Here is a 17,354-nt window from a genome sequence, read left to right as displayed (position 1 = left end):
GGTGCCGCTGCCCCCGCACGGCTCGGAGGCGGGGCCGCTACACCGCGTTCCGGGTCACCGTCCATGCCACCGCCACCGTCAGTACCGCCAGTTGGGTCCTCGGGCTCAGGGCCGGGTGCCATGTGCGGCCCCGTAGGCCTTCCACCGTCCAGCGGGTGAGGAGGAGCAGGGCGAAGGGGGACGCCAGGAGGAGGAGCCGGTTGTCCAGCCAGGCCTGGGTGAAGTGGCCGTGCATCAGGTCGTAGGCCATCCGGGTGCCGCCGCAGGCCGGGCAGAGCCAGCCGGTCACCAGGCGGAAGGGGCAGGCCGGGAGGAGGTGGCCGGGCTGGTGCGGGTTGGTGGTGTAGAGGTACGCCGATCCCGCCGCGGCCGCGGCCAGCACCGCCGCCGGTGCGGTGGCCGGGGCGCGCAGCAGGGCCGGCAGCGGGGCCGGGCGGGGCCTCTGCTCAGCCACGCAGGATCCGGCCCTGGGAGTCGGTGTGGCTGTCGCCGGTCAGCAGGAGGATGCCGTCGATCAGGGCCCAGATGCCGAAACCGCCGCAGGTGAACAGCTGGGCGATGCCTATGCCGACGTCGCCCTTGTAGAACCGGCCGACGCCGAGGGTGCCGAGGAGGAGCTGGAGGACACCGGCGACGATCTTGGACTTGTCGGAGTACGGGCGGCCGTAGGGGTCGTAGCCGAAGGGGGCATACGGGTCCGGCGGGGTGAAGCCGTACGGGGGCTGGGCCCCGTAGGGGGCGCCGGGGCCGGGGCCGTAGCCGTATCCGGGGCCGGGCTGGCCGTACCCCGGCTGGGGTCCCGGCTGGCCGTACCCCGGCTGGGGGCCTGCGCCCGGCTGGCCGTACCCCGGCTGGGGGCCCGGGTAGCCGTAGCCGGGCTGGGGGCCGGAGGCGTTCGGGTCGTACGGGGGCTGCTGCGGGGGCGGCGGGGTCTCGGACACGGGGACTGCTCCTGAGCGGGTGAAGACCGGGGATGTGCGGTCATCGTTCGATGTCGGTGCGGTCATCATGCCTCAGAGGTGTGGTTCCGCTGTAGCGCCGACGGCATGTCAGCCGCCGCCGGCGGTCCCCGGTGCCTAATCTGACGGTATGTCAGAGCAAGGGTCGTACGAGCTGCTCGGGTTCGACAACGTGCTGCTGCCCGTCGGGGACCTCGGCGAGGCCGTCGGATTCTACGAGCGGGCCGGGTTCACCGTGCGCTTCCGGTTCGACGAGGCCGGGATCGCGCTGCTGGGCGTGGGGGGCGAGACGCCGGGCGTGCTGCTGCGGGTGGAGGAGGCCCTCGGGCACCGGCCGCCGCCCTGGGCCGCGCCCCGGGTGTGGCTGGAGGTGCCGGACGCGCGGGCTGCCGCGGAGGCGCTGGCCGGTGCCGGGGTCGTGGCGCTCGACGAGCCGGCCTCCGTGTCCACCGGCTGGGTCGTCGAGGTCGCCGATCCCTGGGGGAACGTCCTGGGGTTCACCGACTACACCAAGCGGCCCGAGCTCGGGCGTCCGCGTCCGCACCGGCGGCGGGAGGCGTCCGGCGTGACTGGTTAGGCTTCCCGGCGTGCCACCCACGAACGACGGTCCCAGCAAGTCCGAGCAGACCCGCGCGCTGATCCTGGAGACCGCCATGCGGTTGTTCCGCGAACGGGGGTACGACAAGACGACCATGCGGGCCATCGCCCAGGAGGCCGGGGTCTCCACCGGTAATGCCTACTACTACTTCGAGGGCAAGGAACACCTGATCCAGGGCTTCTACGACCGGATCGCCGCCGAGCACCGGACGGCGGTCCGGCCGATCCTGGAGCAGGAGACCGAGCTGGAGGCCCGGCTCGCCGGGGTGCTCAAGGTGTGGCTCGACATCGCGACGCCGTACCACGAGTTCGCCGTCCAGTTCTTCAAGAACGCCGCCGACCCGGGCAGCCCCCTCAGCCCGTTCTCCGAGGAGTCGGGGCCCGCGCGGGAGGCCGCGATCGCCGTGCACCGGGAGGTGCTGGCCGGGGCCGTGAAGACCAAGGTGCCCGACGAGCTGCGCGACGAGCTGCCCGAGATGATGTGGCTGGCGCAGATGGGACTCGTGCTGTACTGGATCTTCGACCGCTCCCCGGGCCGCGAGCAGAGCCACCGGCTCGCCGAGCGGGGTGCCCGGCTGGCCTCGCGGGCGGTGTCGCTGGCCCGGTTCCGGATGCTGCGGCCCCTCGTACGGGAGGGGCACGAGCTGTTCACCGACTTCCTGCCGGGCCTGACCGGGATGGTACGGGTGCTGCCCGGGCCCGGTGGCAAGTCCCCTGAGCCCGGTGGGAAGTCCGCCGGGCCCGGCGGGAAGTGATCCGGGCCCGGCGGGAGGTCCGTGTCCTGAGGGTCAGTTCACCGCGTCCACGCCGCCCTCCGCCAGCTCGACGTCGTAGACCAGCGGGCCGTCCAGCACCTCGATCCGCCGTGCCGACGTGGCGTACGCGTCCGCCGTCGTCGACAGGAGATAGCCGCCCGGCGCCGGGACCGCCACGATGTACGAGCCGTCGGCCAGCGAACCGACCTCGTCCAGGCGCAGGCCCCCGCGGGTCAGCAGGGTGACCGTGGCGCCCTCGACGGGGTCGCCGTCGGCGGTGCGGATGAAGCCGTGGACGACGGTGGAGGGACCCGCACCGGCGCCGCTGCCGCCGCCGTGGGGGCCGGAGGGGTCCTCCGCGGGCTCGACCGCCAGGTGGGGCAGGCGCTTCTCCAGCCACGGCGGCAGCCACCAGTTGGAGCGGCCCAGCAGATGCATCGCCGCCGGGACCAGCGCCGTACGCAGCACGAACGCGTCCAGTGCGACCGCCGCCGCCAGGCCCACGCCCGCCATGGCCGCCCCGGAGTCACCGCTGAGGACGAAGGCCATGAAGACGCACACCATGATGAGCGCGGCGCTGTTGATGACGCGGCTGGTCTCGGCGAGGCCGACCCGTACCGCGCGGGCGTTGTCCCTCGTGTGGACCCACTCCTCGTGCATCCGGCTGACCAGGAACACCTGGTAGTCCATGGAGAGGCCGAAGAGCAGGGACAGCATGATAACCGGCAGGAAGGCGTTGATGGGGCCCTCCTTGCCCAGTCCGAGGAGGTCCAGGCCCCAGCCCCACTGGAAGATCGCGGTGAGGACACCGAAGGAGGCCGCCGCGGCGATCAGGTTCATCAGGGCGGCCGTCAGCGGCACGACCAGTGAGCGGAAGGCGACCAGCAGGAGCAGGAAGCCCAGGCCGATGATCGTGGCGACGAACAGCGGCAGCCGGTCGCCGGTGACGGTCGCGAAGTCCTTGGAGACGGCGGTGACACCGCCGACGTGGGCCGTCGCGCCCGCGTCCGGGATCACCCTGTCGCGCAGCGTGTCGATCAGATCGTCGGTCTGCACGGACTGCGGTGAGGTGGTCGGGACGACCTGGACCACGGTCACGCCCCCGCGGGGCGGCAGCGCGGCGGCCTGCGCCACACCCTCGGTCCCCCGGATGTCCTTGACGAGGGTGGTGGTGTCGCCGGCGGACACCACCACCTGGAGCGGGCCGTTGAAGCCGGGGCCGAAGCCCTCGGCGAGCAGGTCGTACGCCTTGCGGGTGGTCGTGGACGCGTCGTCGTTGCCCTGGTCGGTGGCGCCGAGGCGCAGCGAGAGGACCGGCAGGGCGAGCACGGCCATCACCACGACGGCGAGCACCGCGATCGAGCGCGGGCGGCGCTGCACGGTCGCCGACCAGCGGGCCGCGGGGCCGCTGGTCCGCTCCGGCTCCGGGCCGGTGGCCGCGAGCCTGCGGCGCTGCCTGCGGCTGAGCACCCGCGGGCCGAGGAAGCCCAGCAGGGCGGGGAGGAGGGTGGTGGCCGCGAGGACGCTCAGCACCACGGTGACCGACGTGCCGATGACCACGCCGTCCAGGAAGCGCAGGTTCGTCACCAGCATCCCGGCGAGCGCGATGCACACCGTGCCGCCCGCGAACAGCACGGCCCGGCCGGAGGTGTTGAGGGCGGTGACCGCCGCCTCCTCCGGGTCCATGCCGCGCAGCACCCCGCGCCGGTGCCGGGTGACGATGAACAGCGCGTAGTCGATGCCGACGCCGAGGCCGATCAGCGAGGACAGCAGCGGCGCGATGTCGGGGATGTCCGTGGTGTGGCTGAGCAGCTGCACGGTGAACAGGCCGGTGCCGACGCCGAACACGGCGATGCCGATGGGCAGCATCATCGCGAACAGCGACCCGAACGCCAGGAACAGCACCAGGGCCGCGGCGAGGATGCCGACCGACTCCGACAGGCCCTGCGGCGGCTCCTGCACCCGCTGGATCGCCTGGCCGCCCAGCTCCACGTCGAGGCCCCCGCCGCCCGCCTGCCGCGCCGTGTCGAGGACGTCCTGCACGAGTTCCTTCGGTACGGAGTTGGCGCGTTCCGTGAAGGTGATCTGGGCGTACGCGATCTTCCCGTCCCGGCTGATCTGCGCCGCCCCGCGCTCGCCCGCGTAGGGGCCGGTGACCTCACCGACGCCCTTCATCCCGGCGATCTCGTCGAGTGCGGGCTGGACACGGGACTTCACGGCGGCGTCCCGCACCGAGCCGCCGTCGGTCTTCCACACCACCGTGTCGGTGTCGCCCGCGCTCGCCGGGAACGCCTTCTCCATCAGGTCGTACGCGCTCTTGGAGTCCGTGTTCGGGAGGGAGAAGACGTTCGCGTACTCCGTGCCCGCCGACGAGGCCGAGAAGCCCAGTCCGAGCAGCGCCCCCACCCATATCAACAGGACCACCAGCCGATGCCTGTAGCACCATCGTGCCCATGCCGCCACGCTCGATCCCCTTGTCTGTGCGGTCGGTCGGTCCCCCAGGTCCTGCGCACCAGAATCGGCCGCGCCGGGCGGGCGCGGAGGCGGCACGCCATGACTCTCAAGGAACTCCAAAGACCGGGCCTGTCCCGTTGTCGGTGGCGGATCCGATACTGGGGGCATGACGGCTCCAGGCACCGTGCTGGTCGTGGAGGACGAACCGAGCATCGCGGACGTCCTCGCCATCGCCCTGCGCTACCACGGCTTCGAAGTGATGACGGCGGGCACGGTCCGCGAGGCGCTCGCCCTCACCGAGAGCACCCGGCCGGACGCGGCCCTGCTCGACGTGATGCTGCCGGACGGCGACGGGCGCGCCCTCGCCCGCGAACTGCACGGGCGGCGGCCGGATCTGGCGCTGGTCTTCCTGACCGCGCGGGACTCGCCCGCCGAGATAGTCGGCGCGCTCGGCTTCGGCGACGACTACATCACCAAGCCGTTCAACATCGACGAGGTCGTCGCGCGGATCAGCGCCGTGCTGCGCCGCACCCGGCCGGACGACGTCCTCCCGCAGCGTCCGCCGCTGCGCTACGGCGACCTGGAACTCGACGAGGCCACGTACTCGGTGCGCCGCGCGGACCGCACGGTGGAGCTGACCCCCACCGAGTACGCGCTGCTGCGGTTCCTGGTGCGCAACGGCGGCCGGATCGTGCCGAAGGACCAACTGCTGCGCCATGTCTGGCAGTACGAGCACGCCCCGGCCGAGTCGACCGTCGTCGAGACCTACATCAGCTATCTGCGGCGCAAACTGGACTCCCTCGGACCGACGGGATCGCCCGTCATCACCACCCGGCGTGGCGTCGGATACGGGCTGGCGTGAGGCCGCTCCGGCCGCGGGCGCACACCGGGCCGCCGGCGCCGCGGCCTCGCATGAGGCTGCCCGCGCTGCTGCACTGCAAGCACGGCATCCACTCGCTGCGCGGCAAACTCACCATGACCACCGTGGCGTTGCTCGCCCTCGGCATCGTGGTCGCGACCGCCGTGAGCCTGATGGGCATGCGGCACTATCTGCTGGACCAGATCGACGTCCATCTGAACAAGACCCGTGAGTCGCTGCGCAGTACGACCCTGACACGGGACCAGATCGACTCGCTGGCCGCGCTCGCCGTCATCCAGGACAAGTTCGTCACCACGCCCGGCAGCCCGCGCCCCGACTCGGTGTTCGCCCTGGTCGACGGAGACGGCACGGCCCTGCCCATCGCGGGTTTCGCGCCGTCCGGCTCCCAGCGGGCGCTCGCCGACGCGGTCGGTGACCCGGGGCGGCTCGCCCGCGCCTCCGAACCCCGGGAGATCAGCGTGCGCGGCGCCGCCTACCGCGCCGTCTCCGTGCGGCTGGCCGACGGCACCTACGTCGAGATGTCCAGCTCCTCCGACGCCCTCCACCAGGGCATAGCCAAGGCACTGCGCCTCGACCTGACCGTCGGCACCGCCCTGCTGGGGCTGCTGGCCTGCCTGACGATGGTCGAGGTGAGCCGCCGGCTGCGGCCGCTGGAGGACATGGTGGAGACCTCCTCGGCGATAGCGGAGGGCGATCTGACCCGGCGGGTGCCCTCCAGCCGGCATCCGACGCAGGAGGTCGAGCAGCTGCGGCTCGCCCTCAACTCGATGCTCCACCAGGTCGAGTCGGCGTACCGGACGCGTGAGCGCAGCGCGGCGCAGCTGCGCCGGTTCGTCGCGGACGCCTCCCACGAGCTGCGCACCCCGCTGTCCGCGATCCGCGGCTACCTCCAGCTGTACGAGCGGGGCATGCTGCGCGAGCGGGACGAACGGCAGCGGGCCTGGGACCGGATGAACGGCGAGGTCGACCGGATGGGGCGGCTCGTCGACGAACTGCTCACCCTGGCCCGGCTCGACCAGCAGCCCGAGGTGCGCTTCCGCAACGTCGACGTGAGCCGGCTGGTACGGGAGGCCGCCGAGGATCTGCGGGCGCAGCAGCCGGAACGGCCGGTCACGGTGCGCGCCGACGGTGCCCTGCTGGTGCGCGCCGACGAGTCCGGGCTGCGCCAGGTCCTGGGCAACCTGCTGACGAACGTACGCGTCCACACGGCCGCCGGGGTGCCGGTACGGCTCGGCGTGGAGCGGGCGGACGGGGTCGTACGGCTGTGTGTCGCCGACGAGGGCCCGGGGCTGGCGGAGGACGACGCGGCGCGGATCTTCGACCGTTTCTTCCGGGCGGGCGGCGGCGCGGGCAGCGGGCTCGGCATGGCGATCGTGCAGGGCGTGGTCCACGCGCACGGCGGCGAGGTGGGCGTCCGCACGGCCCCCGGGGAGGGACTCGCGATCACGGTCACCCTGCCGACGGGCGGCCACGACCTCCGCCCTGCGGAGACCCCCGGGGCGCGGGGCGCCGAAACGCCCGGGGTGCGGGGCGAAGAGGGGGCCGGTGGGTCGGGGGTGGCCGGGGTTGCTGTTACGTCTGCTTCGACGCCAGCTGGATCACCGTGATGTCCGACGGTGCCCCCACCCGCGTCGGCGGGCCCCAGGCTCCGGCGCCGCGGGTGACGTAGAGCTCGGTGTCGCCGTAGCGTGCGAGGCCCGCGACGGTCGGGTTGGCCGCCTTGGCGATCAGGTTGCCGGGCCACAGCTGGCCGCCGTGGGTGTGTCCGGAGAGCTGGAGGTCGACGCCGTGGCGTACCGCCTCGTGGATCTGGACGGGCTGGTGGGCCAGCAGCACGCAGGCGCGTGAGGTGTCCCGGCCGTCGAGCGCCCGGCCGAAGTCGGGTCCGTGGCCCTCGCTCTCGCCCTGGAGGTCGTTGACCCCGGCGAGGTCGAAGGCGGGCAGCTCCGTGCGGGCGTTCTCCAGCGGGTGCAGTCCCAGCCGGCGCACCTCCTCGATCCACTGCGCGGCACCGGAGAAGTACTCGTGGTTGCCGGTCACGAAGTACGCCCCGTGCCGTGCCTCCAGCCCGGCCAGGGGCGCTGCCGCCGGACCGAGGTCACGCACGCTGCCGTCGACGAGGTCGCCGACGACCGCGATCAGGTCGGGCCGGGTGGCGTTGACGGTGTCGACGACCTTCCGTGTGAAGTCCCGGCCCAGGACCGGGCCCAGGTGGATGTCGCTGACGACCGCGATACGGAAGCCGTGCGCCGCGCGGGGCAGCCGGGCCAGCGGCACGGTGACCCGCTTCACGGCGGGGCCGCGCAGCACGCCGTAGGTGCCGAGCCCGACCGTGCCGACCGCGGCGGCGGCAGCGGCACCGCCGACGACGCGGGAGACGAACAGGCGGCGGGAAGGGGCGGACGGCCGGGGCGCGGACGCGGGCGCGGACCGCACGGGCGCGGACTGCGCGGGCGCGGGGGCCGGTGTCCCGGCGGCCGGGGCGTCGGGGTGCGGGGCGTCGGCGGCCGGAGGGTCCGTGGCCGGGGGCTCCGTCGCGTCCGTCGGTTCGGTCGCCCTGGCCGCCGGCGTCGTCACGGGCTCCCGTTCCGGTTCACCGTCCTCCCGCGCGCGAGCGCCTTCGCGGTCCAGCGCGCGGCGCAGCAGGGGCCGTACGGCCTCGCCCGCGATCACGGCGAGCAGCAGGTACAGCGCGAGCGCCATCCAGAGGAACCCCGGCCACGCGAGGACGCGCTGGAGCCAGAAGGGCGCGCCGGCCCGCTCGGCGACCAGGGCCGCCACCATCAGCACCGGCCCGGCGACGAACACCGCCGTACCGGCGCGGCGGGCGGGACCGGGTCCGCGGGTGGTGTCGCGGACGAGGCGGCTCCACACGTACCGGTGCAGGGCGGCCACGGCCGCGAGGACGAGGAGCGCGACGAGAACGAAGACGATGACCACTTTGTCCGCGGCCCGCTATGACGTCCGGCGCAGTGCGCGCAGTCCGCGCAACCCGATGGCCCCCACGACCGTCCCCAGTACGAAGGAGACGACGGCCAGCGTCAGATGGACCCAGAAGAACGCCGTGGCGTGGCCGTCGTGGAAGGCCTGCCCGCTGCTGTCCTTGATGAGGTTTTTTACGAAAGTGACCCAGATGATCCAGCTCCACGCCCCGAAGGCGAGCAGGAACCAGGAGACGGGGCGGCTGAGCTTCATACGTTCAGTATCTCTGCCCGGTGGCCGGTTCCACGGCCGGGGTGGGGCGGGCGTTGTGGCCCCGGAGCTCACGGCGGGTACCTTCTCGGACGTGCCCGCACCCCTGACCACCACCCCCCTCACGACCGGACGCCTGATAACCGCCATGACGCCCCGTACCCGCCACGCGCTGCTCACCTCCGCCGCCACGCTGTCCCTCGCCTCGTCCCTCGTTCTCACCGTCCCCGGTGCCGCCCTCGCCGCGCCGAAACCGACCACGAGTCCCTCGGCCACTCCCCCGGCGGCCATGTCGACGGTGGGCGGCACCCGGCTCGGGCAGACCGGGACGCAGGCCGAGCTCGGCGCCGGGGCGCCCGTGCTGCCCAAGGGGCTCAGCGCACGGTCGTGGATCGTGGCCGACGCCGAGTCGGGCGAGGTGCTCGCCGCGCACAACGCGCACTGGCGGCTGCCCCCGGCGAGCACGATGAAGATGCTGTTCGCGGACACCGTGCTGCCGAGGTTCCCCAGCTCCGAGGAGCACGAGGTGGTGCCCGCCGATCTGGCGGGCATGGGTGAGGGCTCCAGCCTGGTCGGGGTGAAGGAGGGCGAGAGCTACACCGTCCGTGATCTGTGGCTGGGCGTGTTCCTGCGGTCCGGGAACGACGCCGTGCACGTGCTGTCGGCGATGAACGGCGGCGTCAAGAACACGGTGCGGGACATGAACGCGCACGCGGACGAGCTCCAGGCCCTCGACACGCATGTGGTGAGCCCCGACGGCTACGACGCTCCCGGCCAGGTGTCGTCGGCGTACGACCTGACGCTGATCGCCCGCTCCGGGCTGCAGAAGAAGGACTTCCGCACCTACTGCTCGACCGTGCGGGCGCAGTTCCCCGGCGAGACGAAGAAGGACAAGAAGGGCAAGAAGGTCCGCGGCTCCTTCGAGATCCAGAACACCGACCGGCTGCTGAGCGGTGACACCGACGTACCCGTCTACCAGGGCATCGCCGGGGTGAAGAACGGCAACACCACCAACGCGGGCGCCACCTTCACGGGGGTGGCGGAGCGCGGCGGCCGGGTGCTGCTCGTCACGGTGATGAGGCCGGAGACCGCGGAGCACAACGAGGTCTACAAGGAGACCGCCAAGCTGTTCGACTGGGGGTTCCAGGCGGCCGGGAAGGTGACTCCGGTGGGCACGCTGGTGGCGCCCAGGGGCACCGCGGCCTCGGCGTCGGCGAGCCCGCAGCCGGGGGCCACGGCGGCCGGGGGCCGGGCGGGCGGCGGGAGCGGCTCGGCCGGGGACGCGAAGGCGCCGGTGGCCGCGGCGCAGGCGGGGAACGGTTCCGGGGGCGTGGGGATCGCGGCGGGGATAGCGGGCGGGGTGGTGGTCCTGCTGGCGGCGGGCGGCTACCTGGTCAACCGCCGGTGGCCGCTGCCCGACCTGGTGCGCCGCCGTAAGTGACGTCACCGGGCGCGCCGGGTTCACGGGGCTCACCGGTCGTACCGGTCGTACCCGTCTCGACCGACTCGGCAGGCTCGGCCGAGTCGGCAGGCTCGTCCGCCTCGCCCCGTTCGCTCGCCTTGCTCGGTGTCGCCGTCCAGGCCGCGCAGAACAGGACGAGTTTCGAGGTGAAGTTGATCCACAGCAGCAGGGCGACGGGCACCCCGAAGGCGCCGTACATGCTTTTCGCGGCGACACCCTGGATATAGCCGCTGAGCAGCAGCTTCAGCAGTTCGAAGCCGATCGCGCCGAGCAGCGCGGCGACGAACAGGCGGCGGCGGGTGGGCTCCACGCCGGGCAGCAGGGTGAGGACGTAGAGCAGCATCAGGAAGTCGGCGAGGACGGCCACGGCGAACGCGGCGACGCGCAGCAGGACGCTGCCCCAGCCGTGTTCGGCGAGGCCGAGCCCCCGGGCCGAGCCCACGGCGGCCGAGCCCAGGGCGGACGCGGCGAAGGTGACGAGGACGGCACCGCCGAGGCCGACCAGGACCCCCGCGTCCCTGGCCTTGGCCACCAGGGGGTTCTCCTCACGGTCGGGCAGTTCCCACACCGCGCGCAGGCAGTCCCGCACCTGCCCGACCCAGCCGATGCCGGCCAGCAGCAGCACGGCACCGGCGATCAGGCCGACGGTGCCCGCGTTCTGGACCAGGGCGTTGATGTCCAGCTGCCCGGAGATGCCCGGCACCTGTTCGGTGATCTTGCTCTCGAGGTCGCGCTGCTGCCCGGGGCTGAGGGTGGCGGCGGCGACGGCCGCGGCGACGGTCAGCAGCGGGAAGAGCGCGATGAAACTGATGAACGTCATCGCGGCGGCCAGCCGGGTCCACTTGACCCGGTCGAGACGCTCGTACGAGCGCCATGCGTGGGTCAGCAGGAGGCGCGCCACCAGGGGGCCCACGACCGGGAGTCTCTTCAGCCAGTCCATGATCCGGTCCTGCCCTCCGCGCGGTCCACGGGAACCCGGGTTCCGGGTTTCCCGGATCTGCGGGTTCCCCGAAAGCGCGGAAGTGTGACCTGCGGGGACACGAACGGGTCAGAGATTCCCGCCGCGGCGGCCGGATGTCCGGCCGTACGCCCGGCGGGGTGTCCGGCGGACGGGTGTGCTCAGCGGCTGGGGATCGTGCCCCGGTCCCGGCCGAGGTCCCGGTCCGGGTGGGGTATCTGGGGCGGCACGACCGCACCGCCGAAGGCGTACTCGCGCAGGGTGCGCCAGATGTCGTCGCTGCCGCGCGCGTAGAGCGCGAAGCCGGTGCAGGACCAGTCCGCCTCGTAGGAGGCGAGTTCCTCGAAGGCACGGTCCATGGCGGCCTCGCCGATGCCGTGCGCCACGGTGACGTGCGGGTGGTACGGGAACTGGAGCTCCCGCGCGCACGGTCCCGACGCGTCACGGACCTGCTTCTGGAGCCACGTGCACGACTCGGTGCCCTCGGCGATCCGGAGGTACACGACCGGCGACATGGGCCGGAAGGTTCCGGTGCCGGACAGCCGCATCGGGAACGGGCGTCCCGAGCGGGCGACCTCGGTGAGGTGCCGCCCGATGGCCGGGAGGTCGTCTTCGGCGACCTCGGTCGGCGGGAGCAGGGTGACATGGGTGGGGATACCGAGAGCCGCGGCGTCGCCGAAGCCCGTGCGCAGCGCCTGGATCAGGCTGCCGTGAGGCTCCGGAACCGCGATCGACACGCCGATCGTTACGGTCCCCACGTCTCGTCTCCTTCTCGTCGTGCCGGTTCCGTCGTGCCGGCCGGGCCCCGTGCGTTCCGGTGTGGTCCGGGGCGGTCCGACGGGATCCGGCGGTTTCCGGTGAGTTGTGAGTCGTCTGTGCTGTTTGCCGTCCGCCATCGACTGTACGACCACGACCGGGTCGTGGGCAGGCGCAGCGGGAGTGATGTGCGGCGCTTCGGGAGCAGGGCATGCGCACGGCCGTGCGACGACGTGCGTACGGCCGTGCGCCCGGGTGGTGTGCGCCCGCTCCGCCGTCCGGGAGGTGCCGGACGTGCCGGACGTGCCGGGGTGCGTGTGGCCGGTGTGACCGCGGGGGCCGCTGTGACCGGTGTGCCGGTCACAGCGCTCCGGTCACAGCGCTCCGGTCACAGCGTTCCGGTCCCAGTGCTTCGGTCCCAGCGCTCCGGTCTCAGTGCTTGGCGGGGAGGAAGCCGACCCTGTCGTAGGTCTGGGCCAGCGTCTCCGCCGCGACGGCACGCGCCTTCTCCGCGCCCTTGGCGAGGACGGCGTCGAGCGTCTCCGGGTCGTCCAGGTACTGCCGGGTGCGCTCCCGGAACGGCGTCACGAAGTCCACCATGACCTCGGCGAGGTCGGTCTTGAGGGCGCCGTAGCCCTTGCCCTCGTACCGCTTCTCCAGGTCGGCGACCGAGGTGCCGGTGAGGGTGGAGTAGATGGTGAGCAGGTTGCTCACGCCGGGCTTCCCGGCGGCGTCGTAGCGGATCACGGTGTCCGTGTCGGTGACGGCGCTCTTCACCTTCTTCGCAGTGGCCTTCGGCTCGTCGAGGAGGTTGATGAGGCCCTTCGGCGTGGACGCCGACTTGCTCATCTTGACGCCCGGGTCCTGGAGGTCGTAGATCTTCGCCGTCTCCTTGAGGATGTACGGCTTCGGGACGGTGAAGGTCTCGCCGAAGCGGCCGTTGAAGCGCTCGGCGAGGTCGCGGGTCAGCTCGATGTGCTGGCGCTGGTCCTCGCCGACGGGGACCTCGTGGGCCTGGTAGAGCAGGATGTCCGCGACCTGAAGGACGGGGTACGTGAACAGGCCGACGGAGGCGCGGTCGGCGCCCTGCTTGGCGGACTTGTCCTTGAACTGGGTCATGCGGGAGGCCTCGCCGAAGCCGGTGAGGCAGTTCATGACCCAGGCGAGCTGGGCGTGCTCGGGGACATGGCTCTGGACGAACAGCGTGCAGCGCTCGGGGTCGAGACCGGCCGCGAGGAGTTGGGCGGCGGCGAGGCGGGTGTTGGCGCGCAGCTCGGCCGGGTCCTGCGGAATCGTGATCGCGTGCAGGTCGACGACCATGTAGAACGCGTCGTGCGTCTGCTGGAGGGCCACCCACTGGCGTACGGCACCGAGGTAGTTGCCGAGGTGGAACGAACCTGCGGTGGGCTGGATTCCGGAGAGCACACGGGGTCGATCAGAGGCCATGTTTTTCATTGTCGCAGAGCGGGAAGGGACCTCGGTCCGCGGGGAACACGCAGGGCACACACGAGGAACGCACGGGAAACACGCGAGGACCGCGCGGGCCGTGACAGGACGGCCGCGCGGTCCCCCGCGTCGGGTGGGGGCGGCTCAGCCGAGGTCGATCTCCGGGTAGAGCGGGAAGCCCGCGACCAGGTCGGTCGCGCGGCGGGAGATCTCGTCGGCGGTCTTCCCGTCCAGGACGTACGCGGCCTTGCTCGGCGCGCCGGACTTGGTGGTGCCCGGCTCGGTGGCGGTGAGGACACGGTCGATCAGGGCGGCGACCTCGTCCATCTCGGCGGTGCCCAGGCCCCGGGTGGTGAGAGCGGGGGTGCCGATGCGGATGCCGGAGGTGTACCAGGCGCCGTTGGGGTCGGACGGGATGGCGTTGCGGTTGGTGACGATGCCGGAGTCGAGGAGCGCGGCCTCGGCCTGGCGGCCGGTGAGACCGTAGGAGCCGGCGACGTCGATGAGGTTGAGGTGGTTGTCCGTGCCGCCGGTGACCAGGGTGGCGCCGCGCCGCATCAGGCCCTCGGCGAGGGCGCGCGCGTTGTCGACGATGCGCTGGGCGTAGTCCTGGAAGGCCGGCTGCCGGGCCTCGGCGAGGGCGACGGCCTTGGCGGCCATGACATGCGGCAGGGGGCCGCCGAGCACCATCGGGCAGCCGCGGTCCACCTGGTCCTTGAGGCTGTCGTCGCACAGCACCATGCCGCCGCGCGGGCCGCGCAGCGACTTGTGGGTGGTGGTCGTGACGATCTGGGCGTGCGGCACCGGGTCGAAGTCACCGGTGAGGACCTTGCCCGCGACCAGACCGGCGAAGTGCGCCATGTCGACCATGAGGGTGGCACCGACCTCGTCGGCGATCTCCCGCATCAGCCGGAAGTTCACCAGGCGGGGGTAGGCGGAGTAGCCGGCGACGATGATCAGCGGCTGGAACTCGCGGGCGGCGGCGCGCAGGGCGTCGTAGTCGACCAGCCCGGTCGCCGGGTCGGTGCCGTAGGAACGCTGGTCGAACATCTTGCCGGAGATGTTCGGGCGGAAGCCGTGGGTGAGGTGGCCGCCGGCGTCGAGGGACATGCCGAGCATGCGCTGGTTGCCGAAGGCCTGGCGCAGTTCGGCCCAGTCGGCGTCGGAGAGGTCGTTGACCTGGCGGACACCGGCCTTCTCCAGGGCGGGGACCTCGACGCGCTGGGCGAGGACGGACCAGAAGGCGACGAGGTTGGCGTCGATGCCGGAGTGCGGCTGGACGTAGGCGTGCCGGGCGCCGAACAGTTCGCGGGCGTGCTCGGCGGCGAGCGACTCGACGGTGTCGACGTTGCGGCAGCCGGCGTAGAAGCGGCGGCCGACGGTGCCCTCGGCGTACTTGTCGCTGAACCAGTTGCCCATCGCCAGGAGCGTCGCCGGGGAGGCGTAGTTCTCGGAGGCGATCAGCTTGAGCATCTCGCGCTGGTCGGCGACCTCCTGCCCGATCGCGTCGGCGACGCGCGGCTCCACGGCGCGGATCACGTCGAGCGCGGCGCGGAAGGCGGTGGACTCCGCGGAGAGGGACTGCCGGGAGGCAGGCTGCTGCGTGGCGGGGGACTGCTCGGAGAGAGGCTGCTGCTCGGGAGTGGCTGACATACGGACCTCCGGACGACGTGTGCACATCTTCACGTATCTGCGTTCACGGTTCGGCCCAGGCGCACGGCACACGATCGTTCACTGCCGGGCCGCTCCCCGATGGTCCGTCCCATCCCAGCGCGCCAGTCACGGCCCGCAGCCAGCCTATCGCCCGCTCCGGAAGCGTCAGGTCCGCCGTCCACGATCCGGGCGAAGAGGACACGACCGGGCGGTCGCGGGCGGTGGCGCGCTCTACAGTCGGTCCGTGCTCTTCGGAATGGTGTGCGCCCTGGGCGCGGCGGTCTGCTTCGGTACGGCGACGGTGCTCCAGGCGGGGGCGGCGCGAGCGGTGGCCGCGGAAGGAGACGGGAGCGGCGGCGGGGACGCCGCGCTCTTCCTGCGGGCGGTGCGCCAGTGGCGCTACCTCGCCGGTCTCGTGCTGGACGGACTCGGCTTCCTGTTCCAGATCGCGGCACTGCGGTCGCTGCCGATCTACGCGGTGAGCGCGGCGCTGGCGTCCAGTCTCGCGGTGACGGCGGTGGTCGCGGCACGGCTGCTGAAGGTGCGGCTGAGCGGTGTCGAGTGGGGCGCGGTGGCCGTGGTGTGCGCCGGGCTCGCGATGCTCGGCCTGGCGGCGGGCCCGGAGGGTGCCGGGAGCGGTACCACCGCACTGCGGTACACGGTGCTGGCGACGGCGGTCGCGGTGCTGTCGCTCGCGCCGCTCGGGGGACGGCTGAAGGGGCGGACGCGGTCCCTGGTGCTGGGGCTCGGGGCCGGTTTCGGCTTCGGGGTGGTGGAGGTGGCGGTCCGGCTGATCGACTCGCTGCGCCTGCCCGCTCTGCTCACCGACCCGGCGGTGTACGCCCTGCTGATCGGCGGCGGAGCCGCGTTCCTGCTGCTCACCTCGGCCCTGCAACGGGGTTCGGTGACGACGGCCACCGCCTGGACGGTCGTCGGGGAGACCGTGGGCCCGGCGGTGGTGGGTGTGGTGTGGCTCGGCGACCGGACCCGTGAGGGCCTGGCCTGGCTGGCGGTGCTGGGGTTCGCGGTGGCGGTGGCGGGGGCGCTGCTGCTGGCGCGGTTCGGGGAGGCGCCCGCGGAGGGGGCGGCGGAGAAGGGTCCTCCCCGCCGGCTGCCCGCGGCCTAGACCCGGGACGAGACCCCTCCGGTCCTGCCCGTCCTGCCCGTCGTGCCCGTCCTGTCAGTCCTGTCAGTCCTGTGGGGTCTCGCAGGTCGCGCCGGTCGGGCAGAACCAGGTCAGTGCCGTGGTGAGGTTCCGGAGCTCCCGGGTGCGGTGACCGCCGGTGTCGGGGCCGTACGCCGCTATGGCGTAGATCTTGCCGTCCGGGGCCACGAAGCGCTCGTCGTAGACGTGCCAGGTGCCCACGTCCGATTCGCCCTTGATGCGTGTGGCCGTCCAGGCGACCCGGGTGCCGGTGAAGTCCGCGGTGTCCAGGTTCTCGCGGGACACCGACCGGAAACCGGCGGGCTTGGCGGTCTGGTCGGACAGGAAGAGATCGAACGAGGCGTCCGGTGACGCCTCCTCCACCTGGTAGATCTGGAGACGCTGCTTCCTGTCCGGGCTGCGGTAGTTGACCACGGCGAAACCGAAGACCGAGGCGGTGGTGGTACGGCTCCAGCCCTTGGGCCGGGCGATCCGGAAGCCCTGGTCGTCCTGGTACGCCTCGTAACCCGCGGGAAGCCGGGCGCCGCCTTGGAAGGGGGCGGTCGCGATGCCCGTGGGCGTGGCCGACGGCGAGCCCGGGGACCCCGGGGCCGTGGTCGGGGTGGTGGAGGTCGGGAGCGTGGTCGGGGTCGGGGAGGCGTGTGCCGTGGTGGCCGTCGGGGTGGTCCTCGGACGGGCGTCGTTCTTGCCGCCGCCACCGATCACCAGGGTCAGGACCAGGCTCACGGCCACTCCGGCCGCGGCGGCACCGACGATCACGGTCAGGACGAGGCGCCCGCCGTGGCCGCCGCCGGGCGGGGTGCCGCCCGGGTCCGGGGGTGGTGATGACGGCCAGGTGGCGGTGTCCGGGGCGGGCGGGAGCGGAGGGGCCGGGAGCGGGGTGCCGGGCTCCGGGTCGTACCACGACGGGGGGACCGGGGGTGCCGCCGGTGGCGTCGACGGCGTCGGTGGCGTCATGGGGTGGGGCGTGGTCCGGCCCGGCAGCGTCGGGGGGCTCACGGCCGCGGCGCCGCCCGGGTCCTCCCAGCGCTGGGTCTCCTCGTTCCAGTGTCTCGGTCCCCCGCTCACGGTGCTCCT

Annotated in this window: 16 protein-coding genes and 1 riboswitch; of the genes, 6 read left to right on the top strand and 10 right to left on the bottom strand. The window is 72.8% G+C overall.

The annotated features are described in order from the left end of the window. Positions 1–37: 37 nt before the first annotated feature. On the bottom strand, positions 38–454 hold the full coding sequence (locus ABZ862_RS04420; protein WP_360952028.1) for a DUF2752 domain-containing protein: 417 nt from the start codon (positions 452–454) through the stop codon (positions 38–40). After that, positions 447–941, bottom strand: coding sequence for a TM2 domain-containing protein (locus ABZ862_RS04415; RefSeq protein ID WP_360952025.1), 495 nt, complete (start codon positions 939–941; stop codon positions 447–449). The genes ABZ862_RS04420 and ABZ862_RS04415 overlap by 8 nt, the downstream gene beginning before the upstream one ends. A gap of 148 nt (positions 942–1,089) precedes the next feature. On the opposite strand from ABZ862_RS04415, the gene ABZ862_RS04410 reads away from it, so the two are divergent. Then, positions 1,090–1,536 (top strand): VOC family protein, encoded by a 447-nt coding sequence (locus ABZ862_RS04410; RefSeq protein ID WP_360952022.1) that lies wholly within the window; start codon positions 1,090–1,092, stop codon positions 1,534–1,536. Between the two features lie 10 nt (positions 1,537–1,546). Continuing rightward, a complete protein-coding gene (locus ABZ862_RS04405) occupies positions 1,547–2,311 on the top strand; it encodes a TetR family transcriptional regulator (protein ID WP_360952019.1) in 765 nt (254 codons plus the stop codon). A 33-nt stretch (positions 2,312–2,344) separates the two neighbouring features. On the opposite strand, the gene ABZ862_RS04400 is transcribed toward ABZ862_RS04405, so the two are convergent. After that, complete coding sequence (locus ABZ862_RS04400) at positions 2,345–4,774, bottom strand: MMPL family transporter (RefSeq protein ID WP_360952016.1); 2,430 nt, start codon at positions 4,772–4,774, stop codon at positions 2,345–2,347. Between the two features lie 157 nt (positions 4,775–4,931). On the opposite strand from ABZ862_RS04400, the gene ABZ862_RS04395 reads away from it, so the two are divergent. Continuing rightward, positions 4,932–5,627 carry a response regulator transcription factor gene (locus ABZ862_RS04395; RefSeq protein WP_360952013.1) on the top strand — a complete coding sequence of 232 codons (696 nt, stop codon included), beginning with the start codon at positions 4,932–4,934 and terminating at the stop codon, positions 5,625–5,627. Between the two features lie 50 nt (positions 5,628–5,677). Continuing rightward, positions 5,678–7,252, top strand: a complete 1,575-nt coding sequence (locus ABZ862_RS04390; protein ID WP_360952010.1) for a HAMP domain-containing sensor histidine kinase — start codon at positions 5,678–5,680, stop codon at positions 7,250–7,252. Here the strand turns inward: ABZ862_RS04390 and ABZ862_RS04385 are convergent. Together ABZ862_RS04385 and ABZ862_RS04380 are read right to left on the bottom strand one after the other, a co-directional pair. Next, on the bottom strand, positions 7,218–8,585 hold the full coding sequence (locus tag ABZ862_RS04385; protein WP_360952007.1) for a metallophosphoesterase: 1,368 nt from the start codon (positions 8,583–8,585) through the stop codon (positions 7,218–7,220). The two genes, ABZ862_RS04390 and ABZ862_RS04385, sit on opposite strands and share 35 nt — an antisense overlap. A 15-nt stretch (positions 8,586–8,600) precedes the next feature. Next, positions 8,601–8,840: a hypothetical protein gene (locus ABZ862_RS04380; RefSeq protein ID WP_360952004.1), complete on the bottom strand. Its 240-nt coding sequence runs from the start codon at positions 8,838–8,840 to the stop codon at positions 8,601–8,603. A gap of 145 nt (positions 8,841–8,985) precedes the next feature. Between ABZ862_RS04380 and ABZ862_RS04375 the strand changes: the two genes are divergently transcribed. Further along, complete coding sequence (locus tag ABZ862_RS04375; protein WP_360953065.1) at positions 8,986–10,278, top strand: D-alanyl-D-alanine carboxypeptidase; 1,293 nt, start codon at positions 8,986–8,988, stop codon at positions 10,276–10,278. On the opposite strand, the gene ABZ862_RS04370 is transcribed toward ABZ862_RS04375, so the two are convergent. The 4 genes from ABZ862_RS04370 to ABZ862_RS04355 form a co-directional block, all read right to left on the bottom strand. After that, a complete protein-coding gene (locus ABZ862_RS04370) occupies positions 10,232–11,239 on the bottom strand; it encodes a YihY/virulence factor BrkB family protein (protein ID WP_360952001.1) in 1,008 nt (335 codons plus the stop codon). The two genes, ABZ862_RS04375 and ABZ862_RS04370, sit on opposite strands and share 47 nt — an antisense overlap. Positions 11,240–11,418: 179 nt before the next feature. Next, a complete protein-coding gene (locus ABZ862_RS04365) occupies positions 11,419–12,015 on the bottom strand; it encodes a 2'-5' RNA ligase family protein (RefSeq protein WP_360951998.1) in 597 nt (198 codons plus the stop codon). A 430-nt stretch (positions 12,016–12,445) separates the two neighbouring features. Then, positions 12,446–13,459 carry a tryptophan--tRNA ligase gene (trpS, locus tag ABZ862_RS04360; RefSeq protein ID WP_360951995.1) on the bottom strand — a complete coding sequence of 338 codons (1,014 nt, stop codon included), beginning with the start codon at positions 13,457–13,459 and terminating at the stop codon, positions 12,446–12,448. 144 nt (positions 13,460–13,603) lie between these two features. Then, positions 13,604–15,112 (bottom strand): glycine hydroxymethyltransferase, encoded by a 1,509-nt coding sequence (locus ABZ862_RS04355; protein WP_360951992.1) that lies wholly within the window; start codon positions 15,110–15,112, stop codon positions 13,604–13,606. A 46-nt stretch (positions 15,113–15,158) separates the two neighbouring features. Continuing rightward, positions 15,159–15,252, bottom strand: a riboswitch (ZMP/ZTP riboswitch). A gap of 116 nt (positions 15,253–15,368) precedes the next feature. Here ABZ862_RS04355 and ABZ862_RS04350 point away from each other — a divergent pair. Beyond that, positions 15,369–16,238 carry a hypothetical protein gene (locus ABZ862_RS04350; RefSeq protein ID WP_360953062.1) on the top strand — a complete coding sequence of 290 codons (870 nt, stop codon included), beginning with the start codon at positions 15,369–15,371 and terminating at the stop codon, positions 16,236–16,238. Positions 16,239–16,301: 63 nt separating this feature from the next. On the opposite strand, the gene ABZ862_RS04345 is transcribed toward ABZ862_RS04350, so the two are convergent. Continuing rightward, positions 16,302–17,345 carry a hypothetical protein gene (locus ABZ862_RS04345; RefSeq protein ID WP_360951989.1) on the bottom strand — a complete coding sequence of 348 codons (1,044 nt, stop codon included), beginning with the start codon at positions 17,343–17,345 and terminating at the stop codon, positions 16,302–16,304. Positions 17,346–17,354: the final 9 nt, after the last annotated feature.

This window comes from Streptomyces sp. NPDC047000, assembly GCF_040644295.1.
Classification (GTDB): domain Bacteria; phylum Actinomycetota; class Actinomycetes; order Streptomycetales; family Streptomycetaceae; genus Streptomyces.
The sequence above is the reverse complement of the archived record's forward strand: the minus strand, read 5'-3'. Positions and strand labels throughout refer to the sequence as shown.

Coding starts and splice junctions, on each gene's coding strand:
- ABZ862_RS04375 (WP_360953065.1), top strand. CDS start 8,986: ATGACGCCCCGTACCCGCCACGCGCTGCTCACCTCCGCCGCCACGCTG.
- ABZ862_RS04370 (WP_360952001.1), bottom strand. CDS start 11,239: ATGGACTGGCTGAAGAGACTCCCGGTCGTGGGCCCCCTGGTGGCGCGC.
- ABZ862_RS04355 (WP_360951992.1), bottom strand. CDS start 15,112: ATGTCAGCCACTCCCGAGCAGCAGCCTCTCTCCGAGCAGTCCCCCGCC.
- ABZ862_RS04380 (WP_360952004.1), bottom strand. CDS start 8,840: ATGAAGCTCAGCCGCCCCGTCTCCTGGTTCCTGCTCGCCTTCGGGGCG.
- ABZ862_RS04390 (WP_360952010.1), top strand. CDS start 5,678: ATGAGGCTGCCCGCGCTGCTGCACTGCAAGCACGGCATCCACTCGCTG.
- ABZ862_RS04410 (WP_360952022.1), top strand. CDS start 1,090: ATGTCAGAGCAAGGGTCGTACGAGCTGCTCGGGTTCGACAACGTGCTG.
- ABZ862_RS04350 (WP_360953062.1), top strand. CDS start 15,369: ATGGTGTGCGCCCTGGGCGCGGCGGTCTGCTTCGGTACGGCGACGGTG.
- trpS (WP_360951995.1), bottom strand. CDS start 13,459: ATGGCCTCTGATCGACCCCGTGTGCTCTCCGGAATCCAGCCCACCGCA.
- ABZ862_RS04395 (WP_360952013.1), top strand. CDS start 4,932: ATGACGGCTCCAGGCACCGTGCTGGTCGTGGAGGACGAACCGAGCATC.